The 20,203-nt window shown below is 52.9% G+C and carries 19 protein-coding genes; 6 read left to right on the forward strand and 13 right to left on the reverse strand.

All coding sequences use genetic code 11. The features are described 5' to 3' along the window. Position 1 precedes the first annotated feature (1 nt). The gene (locus NP590_RS13605; RefSeq protein ID WP_256603046.1) at positions 2-448 is read left to right on the forward strand and encodes a DUF1249 domain-containing protein; all 447 of its coding nucleotides are present in this window, start codon (positions 2-4) and stop codon (positions 446-448) included. Here NP590_RS13605 and recQ read toward each other — a convergent pair. Then, positions 441-2,615 (reverse strand): DNA helicase RecQ, encoded by a 2,175-nt coding sequence (gene recQ, locus NP590_RS13610; RefSeq protein ID WP_256603047.1) that lies wholly within the window; start codon positions 2,613-2,615, stop codon positions 441-443. The genes NP590_RS13605 and recQ overlap by 8 nt on opposite strands. Positions 2,616-2,752: 137 nt before the next feature. Here recQ and gshA point away from each other — a divergent pair, with 137 nt between their 5' ends. Beyond that, a complete protein-coding gene (gene gshA, locus NP590_RS13615) occupies positions 2,753-4,339 on the forward strand; it encodes a glutamate--cysteine ligase (RefSeq protein WP_256603048.1) in 1,587 nt (528 codons plus the stop codon). Continuing rightward, positions 4,336-5,058, forward strand: a complete 723-nt coding sequence (locus NP590_RS13620; RefSeq protein ID WP_256603049.1) for a phosphoadenylyl-sulfate reductase — start codon at positions 4,336-4,338, stop codon at positions 5,056-5,058. Before gshA ends, NP590_RS13620 begins: the two co-directional genes overlap by 4 nt. Before the next feature lie 178 nt (positions 5,059-5,236). Here the strand turns inward: NP590_RS13620 and NP590_RS13625 are convergent, their stop codons facing one another. Both NP590_RS13625 and NP590_RS13630 read right to left on the reverse strand, forming a co-directional pair. Beyond that, complete coding sequence (locus NP590_RS13625; RefSeq protein ID WP_256603050.1) at positions 5,237-5,827, reverse strand: hypothetical protein; 591 nt, start codon at positions 5,825-5,827, stop codon at positions 5,237-5,239. 106 nt (positions 5,828-5,933) lie between these two features. Then, positions 5,934-6,566 (reverse strand): helix-turn-helix transcriptional regulator, encoded by a 633-nt coding sequence (locus tag NP590_RS13630; RefSeq protein ID WP_256603051.1) that lies wholly within the window; start codon positions 6,564-6,566, stop codon positions 5,934-5,936. Between the two features lie 201 nt (positions 6,567-6,767). On the opposite strand from NP590_RS13630, the gene NP590_RS13635 reads away from it, so the two are divergent. Further along, a complete protein-coding gene (locus NP590_RS13635; protein ID WP_256603052.1) occupies positions 6,768-7,148 on the forward strand; it encodes a group I truncated hemoglobin in 381 nt (126 codons plus the stop codon). Positions 7,149-7,168: 20 nt separating this feature from the next. Beyond that, positions 7,169-8,149 (forward strand): 2Fe-2S iron-sulfur cluster-binding protein, encoded by a 981-nt coding sequence (locus NP590_RS13640; protein ID WP_504222747.1) that lies wholly within the window; start codon positions 7,169-7,171, stop codon positions 8,147-8,149. Positions 8,150-8,957: 808 nt separating this feature from the next. Here the strand turns inward: NP590_RS13640 and NP590_RS13645 are convergent. The 8 genes from NP590_RS13645 to NP590_RS13680 all read right to left on the reverse strand — a co-directional run bounded on the left by NP590_RS13645 (position 8,958) and on the right by NP590_RS13680 (position 17,049). Beyond that, on the reverse strand, positions 8,958-9,704 hold the full coding sequence (locus NP590_RS13645; RefSeq protein ID WP_256603055.1) for a hypothetical protein: 747 nt from the start codon (positions 9,702-9,704) through the stop codon (positions 8,958-8,960). After that, the gene (locus tag NP590_RS13650) at positions 9,704-10,060 is read right to left on the reverse strand and encodes a hypothetical protein (protein WP_256603056.1); all 357 of its coding nucleotides are present in this window, start codon (positions 10,058-10,060) and stop codon (positions 9,704-9,706) included. The genes NP590_RS13645 and NP590_RS13650 overlap by 1 nt, the downstream gene beginning before the upstream one ends. A gap of 106 nt (positions 10,061-10,166) precedes the next feature. Beyond that, entirely contained in the window at positions 10,167-10,667 is a 501-nt protein-coding gene (locus NP590_RS13655; protein ID WP_256603057.1) for a hypothetical protein, read from the reverse strand. Positions 10,668-10,714: 47 nt separating this feature from the next. Continuing rightward, on the reverse strand, positions 10,715-11,452 hold the full coding sequence (locus NP590_RS13660; RefSeq protein ID WP_256603058.1) for a hypothetical protein: 738 nt from the start codon (positions 11,450-11,452) through the stop codon (positions 10,715-10,717). Positions 11,453-11,948: 496 nt separating this feature from the next. Then, entirely contained in the window at positions 11,949-13,106 is a 1,158-nt protein-coding gene (locus tag NP590_RS13665; protein WP_256603059.1) for an HlyD family secretion protein, read from the reverse strand. Next, a complete protein-coding gene (locus NP590_RS13670; protein WP_256603060.1) occupies positions 13,096-14,568 on the reverse strand; it encodes an efflux transporter outer membrane subunit in 1,473 nt (490 codons plus the stop codon). The genes NP590_RS13665 and NP590_RS13670 overlap by 11 nt, the downstream gene beginning before the upstream one ends. Next, positions 14,568-16,163 carry a DHA2 family efflux MFS transporter permease subunit gene (locus NP590_RS13675; RefSeq protein WP_256603061.1) on the reverse strand — a complete coding sequence of 532 codons (1,596 nt, stop codon included), beginning with the start codon at positions 16,161-16,163 and terminating at the stop codon, positions 14,568-14,570. The genes NP590_RS13670 and NP590_RS13675 overlap by 1 nt, the downstream gene beginning before the upstream one ends. Before the next feature lie 25 nt (positions 16,164-16,188). Then, positions 16,189-17,049 carry a hypothetical protein gene (locus NP590_RS13680; protein WP_256603062.1) on the reverse strand — a complete coding sequence of 287 codons (861 nt, stop codon included), beginning with the start codon at positions 17,047-17,049 and terminating at the stop codon, positions 16,189-16,191. 143 nt (positions 17,050-17,192) lie between these two features. Here NP590_RS13680 and NP590_RS13685 point away from each other — a divergent pair, with 143 nt between their 5' ends. Beyond that, positions 17,193-18,053 carry a LysR family transcriptional regulator gene (locus NP590_RS13685; RefSeq protein ID WP_256603063.1) on the forward strand — a complete coding sequence of 287 codons (861 nt, stop codon included), beginning with the start codon at positions 17,193-17,195 and terminating at the stop codon, positions 18,051-18,053. A gap of 219 nt (positions 18,054-18,272) precedes the next feature. Here NP590_RS13685 and ssb read toward each other — a convergent pair whose 3' ends face one another. Further along, positions 18,273-18,731, reverse strand: coding sequence for a single-stranded DNA-binding protein (ssb, locus tag NP590_RS13690; RefSeq protein WP_256603066.1), 459 nt, complete (start codon positions 18,729-18,731; stop codon positions 18,273-18,275). Positions 18,732-18,766: 35 nt separating this feature from the next. Further along, a complete protein-coding gene (locus tag NP590_RS13695) occupies positions 18,767-20,152 on the reverse strand; it encodes an MFS transporter (protein ID WP_256603067.1) in 1,386 nt (461 codons plus the stop codon). Positions 20,153-20,203: the final 51 nt, after the last annotated feature.

The following is a 20,203-nucleotide window of genomic DNA, read 5'->3' on the forward strand; positions in this document are numbered from 1 at the left end:
CATGAGCCGGCTCAGGCCCATCAATACCTCGCTGTGTCTGGAAAAAATCTGCGAGACCAATTATCAAAAACTGTTTCGCCTGATACCCAATTTATGCGCACTGGATAAAACCTCGGTAGGCCGCACCGACAACCAACCGGCCCTGCATCTGGACATACTGGAACGCAATCCCTACACGCTGACCATTGAGCTCAGCCATTGCTTCAAACAGCAACTGTCCGAGCTCATGGCGCCCGCCGTGAAAATCCGCATTTATCTGGACGCGCAATTGGCGGAAGTAATACGCGACCATGACCGACCGGCGGTAGACCGGGTCTACCAAAATCCGGGACGGGCCCTGGAAATTCAAGAATATAAATGGCGGCTGAATTATTTTTTACAAAAATGGCTGGACCACTGTTTAAAAAACCGCTACGAATTTTCCAGCGCCAACCATTTCGTCACCTGAGCCGGCGTTGCAAGGCCGCCCTGACGCAACGCAACACGCCATAACCATACGCCCCGCCCAATTCCTCGAACACCGGTTTTAGGGCGTTGCGTTGCGCCTCCGGCAGCGCCAGCATGACCGCTTCGATATCGGCCACTTCTTGCGCCGACAAATCCAACACCTCCGCCAATCTCACCTCACCGGCCTCCAAACCCTTGGCCAGATGGGTATAGACCGTATCCGCTTTCAAGCCGCGCTGGCGGGCTACCTGTTCAATACCGTAACCCAAGCGGAATAAATCCAGGGATTCGCTAACGCTATCGTTGGCCGCGCCCTCATGCTCATCCCCGCCGAATTCCGCCAGCACCGCCAAAAATTGCTCCCCATACAAAGCCAGTTTGCGTTCGCCTATGCCGGAAATCGACCCCAGTTGCGCATGGGTGCGTGGCCGGCTTTCCACCATGGCCATCAGGGTGGCATCGTGAAAGATCACATACGGCGGCACATCCTGCTCATCCGCCAACTGGCGGCGTTTAGCCCGCAAGGCGTTCCACAAGTCGTTATCCGCGCCGCCGGGCTGGCGTTTTTCGTAACCGCCTCGGCCGGTTTTGGCGACTTGCACATCCTTGCGCAGCATCAAGGTCTGTTCTCCGCGCAATACCGGTCGGCAGGCATCGGTCAGTTTTAAACTGCCGTGTCCTTCAAAATCAACCTCCACCAGGGATTTGGCCACCAGTTGCCGGAACACCGAACGCCATTGTTTTTCGTCCAGCGCCTTGCCGATGCCGAAGGTGGATTGTTTGTCGTGGCCGAATTGCCGAATACGTTCGTCGTCTTTACCCCGCAACACATCGATCAAATACGACACGCCGAACCGCTGGCCGGTACGGTAGATACAGGACAATGCCTGTTGCGCGGCCACGCTGCCGTCCCAGGTTTCCACCGGCTCCAGACAGGTATCGCAATTACCGCAGCCGGTGCCCCCAGCGTCGGTCGCTTCGCCCGCAGCACTAGCACTTCCCTGTGCGTCGCCGAAGTAAGCCAGCAGGGCGTGGCGGCGGCAGCCTACCATTTCGCACAAGGCCAGCATGGCATCCAGTTTATGGTATTCGATGCGTTTGTGCGCCTCGTCGGCATTGGATGAAGCCAGCATCTGCCGCAAGGTCAGCACATCTTGCAAACCGTAGGCCATCCAGGCATTGGCCGGCAAACCGTCCCGGCCGGCGCGACCGGTTTCCTGGTAATAGGATTCCACGCTTTTCGGTAAATCCAGATGAGCGACGAAACGCACATTCGGCTTGTCTATGCCCATGCCGAAGGCAATGGTGGCGACGATGACCAGACCGTCTTCCATCAGAAACTGGTGCTGATTTTTCTGCCGCAATTCGTGGCTCATGCCGGCATGGTAGGGCAAGGCGCGGACGCCTTTTTGCCGGAGCCATTCGGCGGTGTCTTCCACTTTTTTGCGGGACAGACAATAGACGATGCCGGTATCGCCCGCGTGTTCCGCCCGAATGAAACTCAACAGCTGCTGGCGGGCATTGTCTTTCTGCACGATGCGATAGCGGATGTTGGGCCGGTCGAAACCGCTGACAAATACCCGGGCATTTTCCAGTCCCAGGCGGCTAATGATTTCCTGGCGGGTACGTTCGTCGGCGGTGGCGGTCAAGGCGATGCGCGGCACACGGGGGAATTGTTCGTGCAACACCGACAGCAACAGGTAATCGGCCCGGAAATCGTGCCCCCACTGCGATACGCAGTGCGCTTCGTCAATCGCAAACAAGGCGATATTGCAACGGGCGAACAAGGCCTGGGTACGACTGTTGCTGAGGCGTTCCGGGGCGATATACAGCAAGTCCAGCTCACCGTCCAGCAAGCGCCGTTCAATATCCCTGACCTGCTCCAGCGACAGCGTCGAATTCAAAAACGCCGCTTTGACGCCCAATTGGTGCAAGGCGCTGACCTGGTCCTGCATCAAGGCAATCAAGGGCGAAATCACAATGCCCACCCCAGCCATCACCAGGGCCGGAATCTGGTAACACAGGGATTTGCCGCCGCCGGTCGGCATCAAGACCAGGGCATCGCCGCCATCTATCAGCTGTTGAATGACCGCCTGCTGCTGACCGCGAAAACTGTCGTAACCGAATACCGAACGTAAAACCTGCAACGCAGCCGAGGGCGCCGGCATGACTGTCGGGACATTGGGAGCGGCATCGTCGCAAAAGGGAGTGGGATAATTTTTCTGCAATGGGGGTTCGAGCCTTTATAATGGCCCGGATTATACCAGCACCCACCCGCTGCTCACGCTCTATCCGCACCCCATTCATGATCATTCAATACGCCAACCTACCCAAACGCCTGCAATATCTGATCGACAACAACCTGTACCATCTGCTGCAGTTGGGTCTAAAGGGCGTGGAAAAGGAAAGCCTGCGCATCAACCGGCGCGGGGTGATTTCGCAGACGCCGCATCCCAAGGCCTTGGGTTCCGCCCTCACCCACCCCTACATCACCACCGATTATTCCGAAGCCCTACTGGAATTCATCACTCCGCCGTTTGCCGACATCAAGCAGACTCTGGGCTACATGCATCAGATTCACCAGTTCGTTTATTCGCACTTGGGCGAGGAAATGCTGCTGGCCACCAGCATGCCCTGCGGCATAGACGGCGATTTGAGCGTACCGATAGCCGAGTACGGCAGCTCCAATGTCGGCAAAATGAAACATGTCTACCGCAAGGGCCTTTGGCACCGTTACGGCCGCACCATGCAGGCCATTGCCGGCATCCACTTCAATTACTCGGTTCCACAAGCCCTGTGGCCCATGCTGCATCGGCAAGCCGGTAACCTGGGGTCGCTGCAAAATTTTATCGCCGACGGCTATTTCGGCTTGATACGCAATTTTCAGCGTAAGGGCTGGTTGATGCTCTATTTATTCGGCGCCTCGCCGGCGATTTGCAAAAGTTTCTTCAAAAGCCGTCCGCACTTAATGAACGAATTCGAAGAGTTCGATGCCCACACCCTGTATCACCCTTACGCCACTTCCCTGCGCATGAGCGATATCGGTTATAAAAGCAAGAATCAGGCGGGGCTGAAAATCGATTACAACTCGCTGGACGGCTATGTCGAAAGCCTGGGCGCCGCCATCAACACGCCGTACCCGGAATACGAAAAAATCGGCATCAAGGTCGACGGCGAATATCAACAGCTGAACGCCAATATTCTGCAGATCGAAAACGAGTTCTACAGTACCATGCGGCCCAAGCAAATCGCTGAATCCGGCGAAAAACCCACGCTGGCCCTAAAACGCCGCGGGGTAATGTATGTGGAAATGCGCTCGCTGGATTTGAATCTGTTCAACCCCATCGGCATCGATGAAAGCAGCGCGCGTTTCATTGAGGCGTTTTTGTTGAGCTGCCTGCTGCAAGACAGTCCGCCGCAAGCCCCGGAAGAACTTGAAATCAACAACCGCAACCAGTTGTTGGTCGCCAATCAGGGCCGCAAACCGGGGCTGGTGCTGAGTAAAAACGGCCAGGACATCGGCCTGCGGGAATGGGCTCACCAGATTTTGGACAACATGCAGCCGATATGCGCCTTGTTGGACCTGGGTAGCCTGGACAAACCCTACCAACTGGCCCTGCAACAACAACAGGCCATGGTGGACAACCCCTCGCTGACCCCATCCGCCCACATCCTGGCCTGCATGACCCACAACAGCCAGGAATTCGGTTGTTTCGCCAGCAACACTTCGGCCCTGCACAAGCATTACTTCACCTCGCAGCCGCTGGATTCCCAGGTGCAGCAACAATTTGACGACATGGCCGCCACTTCCCTGCGCAAGCAGGCGGATATCGAAGCGTCCGACACCTTGTCCTTCGAGGATTTTCTGACCCGTTATTTTTCGCAATCATGACCGCATTCGACTTAAACCAAGCCCAAACCGACCTGCAAGGCAAAAACCCGCGCGCCATTTTAAAAGCCGCGCTGGCCGGCTTCGACAACATCGCCATTTCCTTCAGCGGCGCCGAAGACGTGGTATTGATAGACATGGCCTTGCAAATTCGCAAGGATATTCAGGTATTTTCACTGGATACCGGCCGCCTGCATCCGGAAACCTACCGCTTCATCGAACAGGTCCGCAAGCATTACGGCCTGGAAATCGAACTGCTGACTCCGGACCGCGAGGTATTGGACCGCTTGGTAAAATCCAAGGGCCTGTTCAGTTTCTACGAAGACGGCCACACCGAATGCTGCGGCATTCGCAAGGTAGAACCCTTGCGCCGCAAGCTGGCCACCCTGGACGCCTGGATTACCGGCCAGCGCAAGGATCAAAGCCTGGATACCCGTGGGGACATTCCGGAAGTACAGGAAGACGCCGGTTTCTCCGGAGCGGGCAAACGCTTGATCAAGTTCAACCCCTTGCTGAACTGGTCTTCGGCGCAAGTATGGGACTACATTGAAGCCTATCAGGTACCCTTTAACGACTTGCATCGCCACGGCTATATCAGCATAGGTTGCGAGCCGTGTACCCGGCCGGTATTACCGAATCAACACGAGCGGGCGGGACGTTGGTGGTGGGAGGACGCGGCCAAGAAAGAATGCGGGCTGCATGCGGGAAATATCAACAAATAAAAACCGTCATGCGGGCAGGGCATCGTCCCGGCACATGAGAGGCTGCCCGCCGGGAGCGAGATATAGTCTGGAAATGGCCAAGCGAATCGCGACTATCTGTCGCTCCCGCCACGACCTTCAGAGTAAGCGCCCCGCGGACGCGGGGAGACATTCTCCGATTCCGCGGGGACTGGCGAATTTAAGCGGCTCTCTTGGCGCGCCCCATGACCAACATTCCGGCCAAGGCTGAACCCAACAGCCAAAATGCGCCCGGCACGGGCACTTGCGAAGGATTGCCGACACCGGAAATGGCATAAACCATGTAATGCGAAAGGCCTTGCGGGGTATTGGTGGCCCAGGTTCCGGCGCTGGCAAATTGTTCCAGTTCGAAGATCGCCCAATCCGGGGATTTTTGTGCATTACCGACTTTCAAACCGATGGCAATGCGCGAATACGTATTCCAGACGCTGCCGTCCAGAATGGAAAAACCACCCGAAGCGACCCCCATTCCCGATACCTGAAAAATATCGGTGGCATATCCGGCACTGCTGCCGTCAACAATCACCGACCAACCGGCGGGGATATTGCCGTTCTTGGCATTACCGCTGATATTGCCGTCGCCGTAAGCCACCAGGGCATCGGCATCATCGTCGGCACCGGCGAAAAAAGCGCTGGAATCGAAAGAAAATACCCTGGTCGCACCCGCGATGTCGGTATTGTATGCAAAAGCAAAACCACTGAACGGCACTGCCGCCACCAAGGTAATAATCTGCAAATATTTGATTTTCATACGCTCTCGTAAGAAATTGGAAATTAGGAGCATAGATGATAAACGGCCGCCGACCACCCCACTATTGCACCAATGTACGATACCGTCGACAGGGCCGGAGTTTATATCAATCGTTCTCCCCGACCGGATTAAACCGGCAGGAGCAATCCTGCTTGGCCATGCAATGAGTCTGCCGGATCGGCTTTTCCAGCAAGGTGCTGATCAAGGCCTGATCGAAATGGCATAGTTCCGGGTGTTTTTGCGCCAAATCGTGATAGACGCAATTAACCGCCTTGATAATGGGCAGACCATCCTGTTGCTCCAATTCGGCGTGATAGCCGAGACTTTGCATTAACTCGACCAAGACCTCCAGCTTTTGCCGAGAGTCTTTCTGGGCAAATTGCGGCGCCAGCGAATGCGCCAATTTCACGCCCATATTCCACATCATTTTTTCCAACGCTTCGGTCGTTAACTCCGCCGCCAAATCGTCGAGCAACAGGTTGCAAAACCAAGCGTATTGCTTGGGAAAACGGTTCAGGCCTGCTTCCGTCAAACTATAGCTGCGCGCCGGCCGGCCGCCGGTGCTGGTCAAAGCCGCTTCCTTGACCCATTGCAGTTTTTCCAGCCCCACCAAGTGCTGCTTGACCGCATTCCGGGAAATAGCCATTTGCGCCGCCATTTCATCAATGCTCATGCCTCCCGCCGAATTCAGCAGCAAAGTCATGATCTGTTCTTGTCGTGAACCGATAGGATTGGTCATAAGCGCGCAAATAGTCAGGCAGCGGAAAAATACAAAGATGTGCTTGCCGGCAATTTTAGCATAGGCAAGCCCTATCCCCTCTCAATACATAATATAAAATACTTTTATAATAAAAAAGTTGCATAAGTGGATTTTTTTTCTTACCCTATGCGCCGAGTTCAACCACTCACCCTAATTTTTCACACAACCAGGAATCCGATCATGACCGAAACCACCACTTCCCTGTACGAGCAGCTAGGCGGCGAAGCCGCTGTTAACGCCGCGGTCGATATTTTTTACCGTAAAGTTCTAAGCGACCACCGCATCAACCGTTTTTTCGATAATACCGATATCGAAAAACAAGCCGCCAAACAAAAATCGTTCCTGACCATGGCCTTCGGCGGCCCTAACAACTATAACGGCGCCGACATGCGTCAAGCCCATGCGCATCTGGTCAAAAAGCTCGGCTTGGACGACTCCCACTTCGATGCGGTCATGGAACACCTGACAAGTACCTTGGTTGAACTGAGCGTACCGCAAAATCTAATCGATCAGGTTGCCGCCATCGCGGAAAGTACCCGCAACGACGTATTGAATCGCTGATAGGAGCCAACGGGATGTCGATGAGAAAAATTACTTTGGATAATCATGAAGTGGTTTGCCAAAGCGGTGAAACGGTTCTCGATGCCTTGCTGCGAGAACATCTCGACATCCCGCACGCCTGCCGGGAGGGCGCCTGCCAAAGCTGCATGATGCGCAACTTGAGCGGCCCGCCTCCGAGCGCCGCGCAAAACGGCCTGAAGGATGTGCTCCGGCATCAAAACCACTTTTTGGCCTGTTTATGCCATCCGCATGAGGATATGGTTATCAGCCTGACCCCCCCGGCGGACTTTTTCACCGAAGCCAGCGTCACCGGCAAGCAGCTATTAAATGCGGAAACCCTGTTGCTAACCTTGCACTGCGAGGAAGCACTGGATTACTACGCCGGCCAGTTCGTGAATTTAAGGCGCGCCGACGGCCTGACTCGCAGTTACTCAATTGCCAACAACCGCATCCATAGCCACAAGCTGAGTTTTCACATCCGCCGGCTGGCCGGCGGACGCTTCAGCGAATGGGCGCACCGGGAGCTGAATATCGGCGACACGCTGCAGGTCTCCGATCCGCAAGGCCTGTGCTACTACCTGCCCAACCAAGCCGAACAAAACATGCTGCTGATCGGTACCGGTAGCGGCTTGGCGCCGTTGGCGGGCATCATCAGCGAAGCCCTGCACCACGGCCACGGCGGCGACATTCACTTATTCCACGGCAGCCGCGAAGTCGACGGCCTGTACTGGATAGACGAAATGCGGCAACTGGCCCGGCAATACCCCAATTTTCACTACACCCCTTGCGTATCCAAGGGCGACGCACCGGCAGGATTCGCGGCCGGCCGCGCCAACGACGTGGCGATATCCCGGCTCCCCAACCTGAAAGGCTGGCGGGTGTATCTGTGCGGCCACCCGGACATGGTCAACCAGACAAAACGCCAAACCTATTTGCACGGCGCGCAATTACAAGACATATATTCCGACGCCTTCCATGTGGCATCCAGTACGCTGGACTAGTGATTGCCATTGTTAAGTGTAGCGGCCCGATTACATCAATCGCGGGAACCGATTACATCCGTTTTTCGAGACCACATTAGCCGAGAATATCGGTGCGCGCCGGCCCGTACAAAAAGAGAATGAACCCACTTTAATTGAGAACGGCGGAAACATGTCGGCGCTTCCGGCCGTGGAGGTATATGTTATGAGCAAACCTGAGCCTATAGACGATTTAAGCGACGACGAGCGCAAACTGCTGATTGACGGCATTATGTCGGGAGCGTGGTTAGGCGTGGAATCAGGCCTGTGATGCTGCTGATGCGAATGGAAAGCGCCGACCTTCCTTGCGTCAGTTCGGTACCGATGACATTAAACGACTTGCTTGGCGAATTGGTGGTAGAACTGCCCATACTCACTGGCTTGAAGAGTACCGGCAAGTCGTTTTCTGAACGGTCCGACATACTCATCAAAAAATAAGTAAATCGAACGTAGTTTTATAGAACCAGTATTCTGTACTGAAAATAGGCCAATTTCGATGGAAAATGACCGCACTGCCGACGTTCAAAAAAACCAGCGTTTTATCGAACCAAGTCGGCGGTGCACATAGCTGCAAAAACGCCAGGCATTACGATCGCAAAGCGACCACCGGTTTTTCCGATACAAACCCAGCCAGATTTTGAACGCCTTGGATCGGCCAAAAGCGGTCAATTCAAACCTCGATTTGAATGACCGGTTTAAACCCTATAGCCCCTAATGACGCTTTACATCATCGGCAGTAAAAGCATAGAGAGGAACGGGCGGAGCTTTTACTGTCCAAGCGTATGGGGTGTTATGTGCTTTTATTTTCAATTTCTTTTGTGAAATTTGTTGTTGCCTCGATAACATGAAACTTCTGTAAATGGCCTTCTATAAAAGTCTGACCATGTTCTATTAGTAGATTAATGCTTTGGTTTAGTATCTTAATATCAGCATTAAGCTCTAACAGAAAATTGTGCGCGGTATCTATGATATTGGCTAAGCGCTTGTCAACTGCTTTGATTAAAATTCCTTTAGCTACTTCATTTTCCGCAAAATCTTGATATATTCTTAGTAGATCATCTGCCGCTTCATTTATAGCTTGATCCTGCAATGCTTTGTATTTAATTGTTTTATCATAAACTAACTGCTGTGCTTTTTCCCTTAATTCAAGTTGCATATTTCCAATAGCGTTAATAGCATTTACATTTAGCTTGGTTAATTCCTGTTGATATTTCATGACCGCCTCTGATACAGCAATCATTCTCTGCAACTCTTTGTCTTTTCTAAATTCTTCAATTTCCACAAAAATTCTTTGTATTTCCGTTTCTCTTTTTATGGAAAGATTAGTTTCAAGTTCCTTTTCTTTTGCCTTTATAGCTGATTCAGCTTCCATTTCCCTGATTCTATTTTTAGATTCTGCATTCAGCAGTTCTCGATCTCTTTCAACCCCTCTTTCATGATCCCATTTTCTTAAAGGCTCCTTCCCCCAGTCTGCTATAAGCTCTATTGGCTTCATAACAATATCACCGAGTTTTCCTAACTTTGAAAGTAAGCTCATTATAATTCTCCTTTTAACCGAATAATTTCTCTTTTAAATAATGCCCTATCTTTCTCATACTCCATTAATAATGCATTATAATTTTCGCTATCCTTAACCCCTGTCTCGATTATCTTATCCAGCAAGTCAATCTTTGATAGAATTAAATTAGAAAAGAAGTCATTGTTATTTTGTGAGATTTCATCTATACCAGTCACAATATCTTTTGCGAGTTTTCTTACAGCTGTAAAATATAAAATTTCTGATTTAAATTCAGGATATTGATTCCATATTTTAAAATGATAATTAACCCATGATGTAAAGTAGCTTTCAATTGCCAAGCACATTAACACAGAATCATTTTCATATTTATACATGGGAAAATAAATATCTTGCTCCTTGTTCTTAAAATCAGAAACTAGCCGCATTCTTGCGGATTTCAAAATATCTAAAATTGCAACTATTGATCTTAATGACCCGTTCTTATCCATTCTTTTCTTTTACTTCCCTAGCTTCTTTTTTTGCGTCTTGCCTTATCTCTCCAATCATATCAAGAGTATGTTCTTCAATTAATCCACTCGAAAGATCTAGACTTTTAGTGTAGCTATCTACTAATTCTTTAATCCAAATAGATGCTACCTTAGAATCAACTTGAGATTCTTTTAATGTAATAGATACCTCTTTTAGAGCCTCAGAAAAAAATTTCGTCCTTTCTTTCCTTAGATCTTCTTGAAGAGTAGCAGCGAACTTAATTTCTTCTTTATATTCCTTTATCAGTTCAAGATAATTCTTTTCATATTCATATAAAATCCTAAGTCTCTCTTGTAGCGTTAGCAATGACACTGTATTATTAACTTCTAGGTGTATAGCCTTAATTATCGCTTTTTTTACGTTGGCGTCGATTTCGATACTTGAAAAAATCTCCTCAAGTCCTTTGACAAAATTATTCATTGTCATATCTTCTGTAGGTTGATTTATTGCCATATTAATTCTCTCACTTCCTATTCTTAACGTTTTTGTTCGGCGGATTCTTATGCTGATGTATAGCTTCTGTTGCTTAAGAACTCGATCTTATCAAGGCTTCGGCAAAACACAAATGAGGAAGCTGAACTCATTATTTTTGTGTTTAGAAAAGCCACTTTTTCCTTTGTTAAATTAGCAGAGCCCCTGTCACGTTGAAGATAAATTGACGGACTCACCGGAACTAATTTTATCCTGTGATAGCAATCGGAAACCAAAAATTCAGTGTCAATGGCAGAGCGAATCAAGCCCCACCGCAGCTCTACTCTATTAGCTTGAGAGATGGCTAACCTTTGCGCTAGTCCTCTAACTGCTCTATCAAGTTGCGAGTCATCGCCAAAAAAAATGCCTTGGCGCTCCAATTTTTCTTTTGTCTCTACGGCATAGCCTGACGGGTGAATATCTGTAACCGCATTTATTCCATCAAAGACATGATCTTTAGCGAGGCTCCGCTGACTTAGCAAACAATAGAACTGTTCAATTATCAACAGTTGAGACTCATCAAATGACTTGAGTCCATTGCAAATACAGGTTACTAGCTTCTGAAAGGCCGTCTCAATCGTTGAAGCCTCTCGCTCGATCTGTTCGTCCCATTTTCTTCGCGCCACGAAGCATTTATTGTCTGCTTTCGCAAAAAAGCTCTTCCCTTCCTTGAGGCGGACTACACTTACATCACCTCGATTTCCATCGTAGAATCTTTCGATTGATTTACGAGGAAGTATGTGTTGTTTTTTTATTACCCCTTGCACCTTTGTAAACCTCGCCAGGCATACGTTAATCTCAGCCTGAAATCCTTATAGTTCTAAACGCGATAACATACATTTTCCCCATGATAATCTGGTCAAAATAAATTTGACAAACTAACTGATGGTCTTGAAATTCCTCAAAACGTTTTCAATGTCTGCTTTTTAGCCTTCTAGCGACATTCAGAAAATTTTTCGACAGACGGCTCAGGGTCGATTGCGACAATTCGCCACTTCCAAAAGACGTCATTCACTAATGGCGTAATCGTATCGGAATGGGTAAGCCATTCTCAGTTAATGTGGTTCCTACCCGATGTTATCGGACTGTTCTCAATTAAAGTGGGCTCATTCTCTTTTAATGTGGGCCGGCGCGCACCGATATTCTCGGCTAATGTAGTCTCGAAAAACGGATGCAGTTAAGCGCCGCCAGACAAACCCGTTCACTAATGCGTTCTCCGTAACTCGGCGTTTAAACCGGGTAAGTTTAAACGCCGAATCGGATTCACGGTTTATTGGCGGCGATAATCCGTCGCAGATGCGGCTCCACGCCGTCCAACTCGTGAGAATAGATGTCGGTTCGATAGGCGTCGCCGCCGATATTGACGTTGGACAGCAACACGGGTTCTCCGGGTTCGCCAGTGTTGATGCGAGTCACCGTCGAAAGCCCCGGTTGCAGCGGATTATCCGATAGCTCCTGGCGATTAAACCCTATCCGTACCTGCACCCGCTCGGCCACATGAATAAAGTTGCCGGTGGCATTGTCGGTCGGCAACAAGGCAAAAGTGCTGCCGGTGCCGGGTGCAATGCCTTGCACGATGCCGTGATATATCCTGGCATCGCCATACGCGTCGACTTTTATTTCCGCCGCTTGCCCCGGGCGAATAGCGGACACCTGGGTCTCCAAAAAGTTGGCATTTACCCACAGATCGTCCAGCGGTACTATCGCCAACAACGGCGCGCCGGCCTTAACATAGTCGCCCACTTGAACCTTGCGCTTGGCGACATATCCCGACACCGGCGCAACGATATTACGGCGGTGGAAGTCCAAATAGGCCGCACGCACCCGGCTTTTGGCCTTTTCAACCATGGGATGCCGCTCGAGCGCGATTCCGTTTACCTGAGCCTCCAGACTGATTTTTTCCGCCCGGCTTTCCCGTATGCCGGCTTCCAGCTCACGAATTTTGTCCCTGGCGTTTTGCACCTGCTGATCGGATACCGCGCCGTCGCGCGCCGCCGCCTTAAAACGTTCGAAATCGTGGCGGACCTGATCCAGAGTCGCCTCTCGGGCGACAATACGCTGTTCCAGGGTATCGACTTTGGCAGCCATGCTGACCAAATTGCGGACGATTTCGCCTAATTCGGCCTCGGCCTGTTGCAGGGCGAGTTCCGCGTGCGCGCCGTCCAGGCTTACCAACACCTGGCCCTTTTGCACGTGCAGGGTGTTTTCGGTGGAAATTTCCACCACTATGCCTTCCGTCTGCGCTTTCAACTGAATCAGATGCCCCGCTACAAAAGCATCGTCGGTACTCACATGGTTGCGGTTGAACACCCACCAATAGCCGGTGGCGCCCAAGCCCGCCAATACGAAGGCGAGCGTCAGGTATTTCATACGCCGGTTACGCTGCCGGAGAATTTCCCTGGGACGGATTTTAGTGTGCATGGCTGTCTTTTTGATCCTTGGTCTTCGTTTCGTTAAAGCCGCCACCCAACGCCTTGATTACTTGCACCGCAACTTTGAAATGCCGGCCTTGCAATGCCGTCAAGCGCAAACGTTGTTGCTGTTCCTCCAGGCAGGCCAGCGTTAAATCCGTATTATTGTTAAGCCCGCTGCGAATAAGGCTGACCGCCAAGTCTTTGGCCCGAACCGCTTCGGCAACACTCTGCGTCTGCTCGGCAATGCGCTTATCGATTTCCCGCCAGCGGGCCAGAGCGTCGGCCACCTCCTGAACGGCGCGCAACAGGCTGCCGTTATAAACCTCCACGGCGGTGTCATAAGCGGCTTCCCGGTAACTCAAATTGGCCCGCAAGCGCCCTCCCTCGAAGATTGGAAACTCTATCGACGGGCCCACCGCATAGGCCAGACTGGCGCCCTGCAACAACACATCGGTCATGCTGACGCTGTGCAAGCCCGTAAAGGCAATCAGATTGACATCGGGGTAGAAGGCGGTTTCCGCGACTTTGATCTGCCGCGCGGCGGCTTGCGCATGCAGGCGCGCGGCGGCCACATCTGGCCGGTGCGCCAAAAGCCGTAACGGTAGGTCAACGGGTACGGCGAATGACTTCGGCCGAACACCGCCCGCCATCGCAATACCGTGCCCCCAATCCGGACCTTGCCCGGCCAGAGTAGCCAACAGATTCCTTTGCAATGCCGCTTCGGCACGCAAACCCGCTGCCTGTTGTCTGGCAGCCTGCAACGCCATTCGGGCTTGCAATACCGGTGCTTCGGTCGCCAAGCCGGCCGCCAGGCGCGCCTGATGCAGCTTGAGCAAAGTTTCGCTCTCCGTGGCGATACGTTCCGCAATCAGCAGTTTTTCGCCGGTCGTCAGCAAATCGAAATAGCCGGCCGCGACCGCGGAGGCTAGCAACAATTTGGCATCGGCCAATTCGGCATCCACGGCCAGCGACCTGCCCACGGCGGCTTCCAATGCGGCTTGGTCGCGTCCCCAAAAATCCAGGTGATACCGTAAGATCAAGGGATTGATCAGTAGTTGGCGAAAATTTTCGCCGGCGAATCTGACTTGAGTGCTATTGGCCGAAAAGCGCTGCGCGCTGAAGCTGACGTTGGCGTCAACCGTGGGATAAAGCTCAGCTGCCTGCGCATCAACCATGGCTTGCGATTGCCGCAAACGCGCCGCCGCCGCCTGCAAATCGGGATTGCCCGCCAAAGCCGTTGTAATCAACCGAGTCAATTCAGGACTATTGAAACTCTCCCACCAATGGGCTTGCGGCCACGCGGCATCGGCGAATACCCGCGAACCGGCGTCGGCCAGCGTCAGCGACATGGCCGGCATCGTCATCATCTCCGCCCGCCGGGTCTCATCTCCGAACCAGGCGCAACCCGATGCCGCGATTGCCACGAGTAGCGAAAATAGTCGCGCCGGAACGCGCGCGGCCCAGGCCATTACGGTTCTTCTATCAGCATTTCTTGGGTTTCCAGGCGTTGCTGTTGTTTTAGCGTGCGTTGCGCGGACAACTTGGTGGGCTTGGCAAACCAAACCAGCACCGCCAAGCCCATAAACAGGCAACTCGCCAACCAAAACGCATCGTTCATGGCCTGAATTACCGCGTTCCGGCCCGCCAGCCTGGCCAGTTTGGCGATGGCGGCCGTCTCGTCAAAGCCCGCCGAAACCAGGCTATCCAGGGTTTGATCGAGTCTCGAGTCGAAGATCGTGTGGGATTCGGCGAAATGCGTCATATGCATGGGCGCGCGCCGGTAAATAACGATGCCTTGCAGGGCAATGCCCATGGCGCCGGCGGCGATACGCAACAGACTGGCCAACTCCACCGCGCGCCAGGTCCGTTCCGGCGGTAAGCCGTGCAGGAACAAAGCGGTCACGGGTACAAAAAAGCTGCCCAGGCAGGCGCCTTCCAAAACCTTGGGCCAGAACAATTGCGCAAAAGCGTCGTGGCCGTCGAACAGGCTCAGCCAATAATAGACCGCTGCAAAGCCCAGGCAATTAAGCGAGACCAGCAAGCGCGCATCGAAGTATTTAACGACTTCGTGGAACACGCTGGCGACCGGCTTGGCAAAAATCGCCATCGGTAGAAACACCAAGCCCGCCAATAAGGATGAATAGCCCATAGCCAATTGCAATTGCACAATTAACATCGACAACAAGCCTTGGAACATCAAAAAGCCCAGAAATAAAATGACCACGCCTATCGTGAAATTGCGCTGGGTAAATAAGCCGATGTCCAGAAAAGGCCGGCGCTGGCCGAGTTCCCAGACCACCCAATAACTCAAGGTCACCACAACCGATACCAGCAGGCCGTCGAGATAAAAAGAGTGAGTCCAATTCCAGTCGTTACCTTGATTCAGCAAGGTTTGTACTCCGAACAAAGCCAGTGTAATCAGCACGAAACCCAAGGCATCAAACCGCTGCCTAATGCGCGCGCTGCCGCGGCGATAAAGCAAGGCGCCGACGATACCGCCAATCAGCAGCGCGGCGGGAATATTGAGCCAGAATAACCAACGCCAGCCCAGTGTGTCGGCTATCCAGCCGCCCAGCGGTTGGGCAAAGGTGAATGGTGTCAGGGTAAACACGCTCCAAACCCCCATGCCTATGGATTTTCGTCGGTCCGGGTATTCCTTGATCAGCAGGGATTGCCCCAAGGGCAAGGTCAAACCGCCGGCGAACCCCAACACGATACGCCCGGCCAAATACGCGTAAAACGAGGTAACCCACGCGCAAATAACCGAGGCCAGCGCGAACGCAAAACACGCAGCCACAAACGGACGGTATTCGCCCAGCCGCCGGGACAGCCAGCCTCCCACCGGAAACGCCAATGCCAGCCCTATCATGTAATCCGTCTGGGTCCAGGTAGCGAAGCTGGGGGGAATGCCAAGACCGGCCGCGACACGCGGCAACATGGCGATATAGGCGCCGGCATTGAATGTCACCAGTGCATGGCTCAAGCCCAAGCACAGATTGAATAGCAAAAAATGCCATCCTTGCAGCTTTTGCGCCTCGCCGGTAGCTGGAGTCAAGGCCTTCATACGCGGGCCCTGTTTACCCGGTTTTTCAAAGCGGCCAGCCGAATTCATGCAGGCCTTGCGTTAACAGCCGCGAACTCATCAGCGCCAAACGCTGTTTAAAAACCTCGCTGTCCCGGTTAAGCGTGTTTTCGCCAACTGGCTCGGTGGTAAAGGCATCCGCGCGAGTGCGGGCAATCACCCGTCCGCTCTGGGGGTCTATCAACTTCATCAGCACCTGCAGCGACATCTGCCCGGCGAAAATCCGATAGCTGCCCAAGCCCAGTTCCAATACCGCGTCAATATCGGCATGGCGCCGATAATCGGCAGCGGCCGTATCGCGTCCGTACCAAGTCAAAGTGGCATCGTGCCAATGGCTCAGCTGCGCGTTTCTATCGGTATCCGCCATCGGCAGACCGTAATAATCGCGGCTCAAGCTTGCCTTGATCTTGTGCTCGCCCAATTTCCGCAGGGCCTGCCGTGCCAGTAGCAAGGTCGGCGTCCAGCTTGGCGCGGAACCGATTGCCTGGCGCGGCGGCATTGGCTCATCCTGAATGGCCACTTCGTCGGCATCGTCGCCCGGACTGACTAAGCCGGCCACGACGACATCACCCGATGTCATATACAGTTTTTGCCGCAGCGGAAAATCGATGGCCATATTGAGGTAATGCGCGTAAGCGGGAACGCGGGCCGCAATCGGGTCGGGACTGATTTCCAGCGGGGGCGATTCGACCGGGACGATCAGGATGCTGTTGAGCTTGGCGACGGCGGAAATTGGCGGTTTGATGGCGGGCGCCCAGCAGCCGCCGACCGCAAGGGCCAACGCAACGATAAGAGCGGGCTTTATTTTGCAGGCCTTAAAAACACCCCGGCGGTTTGTATTCACACGGATGTCGAACGACGTTTTCATACGCATGGACTCCTATAAAAAGTTGCACATTGCTAGCGGACGAATTCGTGATTCGTGGCTGGTGACAACTATAGGAAGTCAATTTATATAAGACAAACGATTTTTATTGGACTTTAATATCGACAAATCCGATACTAAGAGCCATGGACATCGAGCAGATCAAGACCTTTTTAAGCGTCGCCGCCAACGGCAGCTTTCTGGAAGCCGCCGCCAGGCTGTATGTCACGCAATCGACGGTCAGTACCCGCATACAACGTTTGGAAGCCTATATGGGCGTTACCTTGTTCGTGCGCAATCGTGCCGGCGCTACCTTGACGCTGCCGGGGCGGCGCTTTTTGCGTCACGCCAAAACGCTGTTAATCACCCTGGAACAAGCACGCCACGACATCGGCCTGCCCAGCCGCTATCGAGCCAGTATTACCCTCGGTGCGCGCATCGCCCTGTGGGAATCCTTACTACCGGAATGGCTAGGCATCATCCGCGGCCAAGTAGCGGATGTTTCAATACGCAGTGAAATCGGATTTGAAGAAGATCTGATGCGCGGCGTCATCGAAGGTTCGATGGATATAGGCATGATGTATACGCCGCAACACAACCCCGGCCTCAAGGTCGAGCATTTATTCGATGAAACCCTGGTGTTGTTAACCTCTGACCCGGCAAAACCCTGGCCTAACGACGATTACATCTACGTCGACTGGGGTCCGGGGTTTTACGCCCAACACAGCAATGCCTATCCCAATCTGGAGCGTCCGCCCCAGGTCGTCAATATCGGCTGGCTGGCCGTGCAATTAGTGGTATGCAATGGCGGCTCGTGCTTTTTACCCATTCGCATCGCCGCGCCGCTGATAAAAGAACGCAAACTGTTTCAGGTACCCGGCAGCCTGCAATTCAAATTACCGGCCTATATGGTATCATCACTTGATAGCGATTCAATCATATTGCAGCAGATACTGGATAACTTAAGGTCACTGGCCGCGATCGAGCGGCGGAAAAGCTACGGCTAAAGCCGGGTCTGCGGCGGACATATCCGCAACAAGCGGACGACGTTTTTACAGATAAAAAAGCCCCTTTTTAGAGGGGCTTATGTTCACATACTTTACAGAACAGTCTCAGGTAAGGATTCCGCCCCAAATAACTTCCCTATTTATATCCCTCACCCTAGCCCTCTCCCGGAGGGAGAGGGAACAGAATGCGGAAGTTATAGGGGCGGAATCTTATGTCGGTCAAAACGGAATATCGTCGTCGAAATCGTCGTAACTGGCCGGAGCGGGTTGCGAGGGCATGGACGAAGCCGGGCGGCTGTCATAATTGCCGGCGGGCGGTGCGTTGTCGGCATAGTTGGCGGTACCGCCGCTACGGCTGTCCAGCATGTGCATGTTATCGGCAACGATTTCGGTGGTGTATCTATCCTGACCGTCCTGGCCTTGCCATTTCTGGGTGCGAATGCGGCCTTCGACATAACACTGGCTGCCTTTCTTCAAATATTCGCCGGCGATTTTCGCCAAACCGCTGAAAAACACCACTCTATGCCATTCAGTGTCTTCCTTGCGCTCACCGGTATTACGGTCTTTCCAGCGGCGGCTGGTAGCCAGTCGAATGGTGGTGATGGCGTCGCCATTCGGCATATAGCGCACTTCCGGGTCGGCCCCCAGGCGGCCGATCAGCATGACTTTGTTCAACATGATTGTCTCCCTATAAAAAACTTAACCGCAACGGCTTATTGCCACTGCTTTAAAAAAATATTCAATTCGTTTTTGTTCAGCCGCTGGCTATCGACTTTCAGATAGGCGGTATTTTCCTCGAAATGCAAACGCACCTCCTCGACACCGTTGATGGCCAGCAACTGCCTGGAAAATTCCGTGCCCCGTTCCGGTTTGACGGCTTGCAGCGACAGCAGCAGATTGGCCAGATAACGCGGCGGCGACATGAATAAGGCGATCAGCGCCCAGCTGGCGGCAATGGCGGCGGAAAATATAAACACCGAGGTCGGACCGTATTCGCCGTATAGCCAACCACCGCTGGCACCGCCTAAAAATGCGCCGACGAATTGGGCGCTGGAGTAAATACCCATGGCGGTGCCCTTCAAATCGCCCGGCGCGGTTTTGGAAATCAATGACGGCAAGGTGGCTTCCAACAAGTTAAACCCGCAGAAAAACACCCACAGGCAGGCAATCAAACCGACCAACTGACCATGCAGCAAGGTGAAACCCAGATTGGCCAACACCAGCGAAACAATGGCGCCGACGAAGACGGTCTTCATGCGGCGTTTCTTCTCGGCGATGATCACGAACGTAATGATGGCGGCCATCGAAGTAACCAGTACCGGTAGGTAGACCAGCCAATGTTTGCCGGCCAGCAGCCCGGCATCCCGCATCAATAGCGGCACCACCACGAAGCTGGCCATCAGGATCAGATGCAGCGCAAAAATACCGTAATTGAGCCGCAGCAAGTCGGCGTTTTTGATCACCGAACTCAATTCGGACGGAATGTATTCGGCGTCGCGATGCACGCTGATTTTTTGCGGATTCGGCACGATGAACAAGACCACCGGCACCGCCAGCGAAGCCAGCAAGGCAATCAGCCAGAATATGCCGCTGATGCCGAAATGATGCGCAATCACCGGCCCCAAAGTCATCGCCACCCCGAAGGAAACCCCAATGCTGGCACCTATGGTCGCCATGGCCTTGGTGCGGTTGACTTCCTGCGTCAGGTCGGCCAACAAGGCCATCACCGCCGCCGAGACGGCTCCGCAACCCTGCAGGGCGCGGCCTATCAAAATGCCGTAAATGTCCGTGGCCAACGCGGCCACCACGCTGCCGGCCAAAAACAGCAACAAACCGATGACGATAATCGCCTTGCGGCTGAAACGATCCGACAACAATCCGAACGGAATTTGCAGCACGGCCTGGGTCAAGCCGTAAATGCCCATGGTCAAGCCGACCAGTTTGGGCGTCGAGCCCGGCATTTGTTCGGTAAACAGCGACAATACCGGCAATAACATGAACAAACCCAGCATTCTGAGCGAATAAATACCGGCCAGCGAAACCGTTGCCCGCTTTTCCATGCGCGTCATTGCACCCGAAACATCCTGAACCTGTGTCAAACCCCAACTCCTCTTTGCCTTGCGTCGTGAAAGGCACGTATAGTATCAGGT

It is taken from the genome of Methylomonas subterranea, assembly GCF_024505185.1.
GTDB lineage: Bacteria > Pseudomonadota > Gammaproteobacteria > Methylococcales > Methylomonadaceae > Methylomonas > Methylomonas subterranea.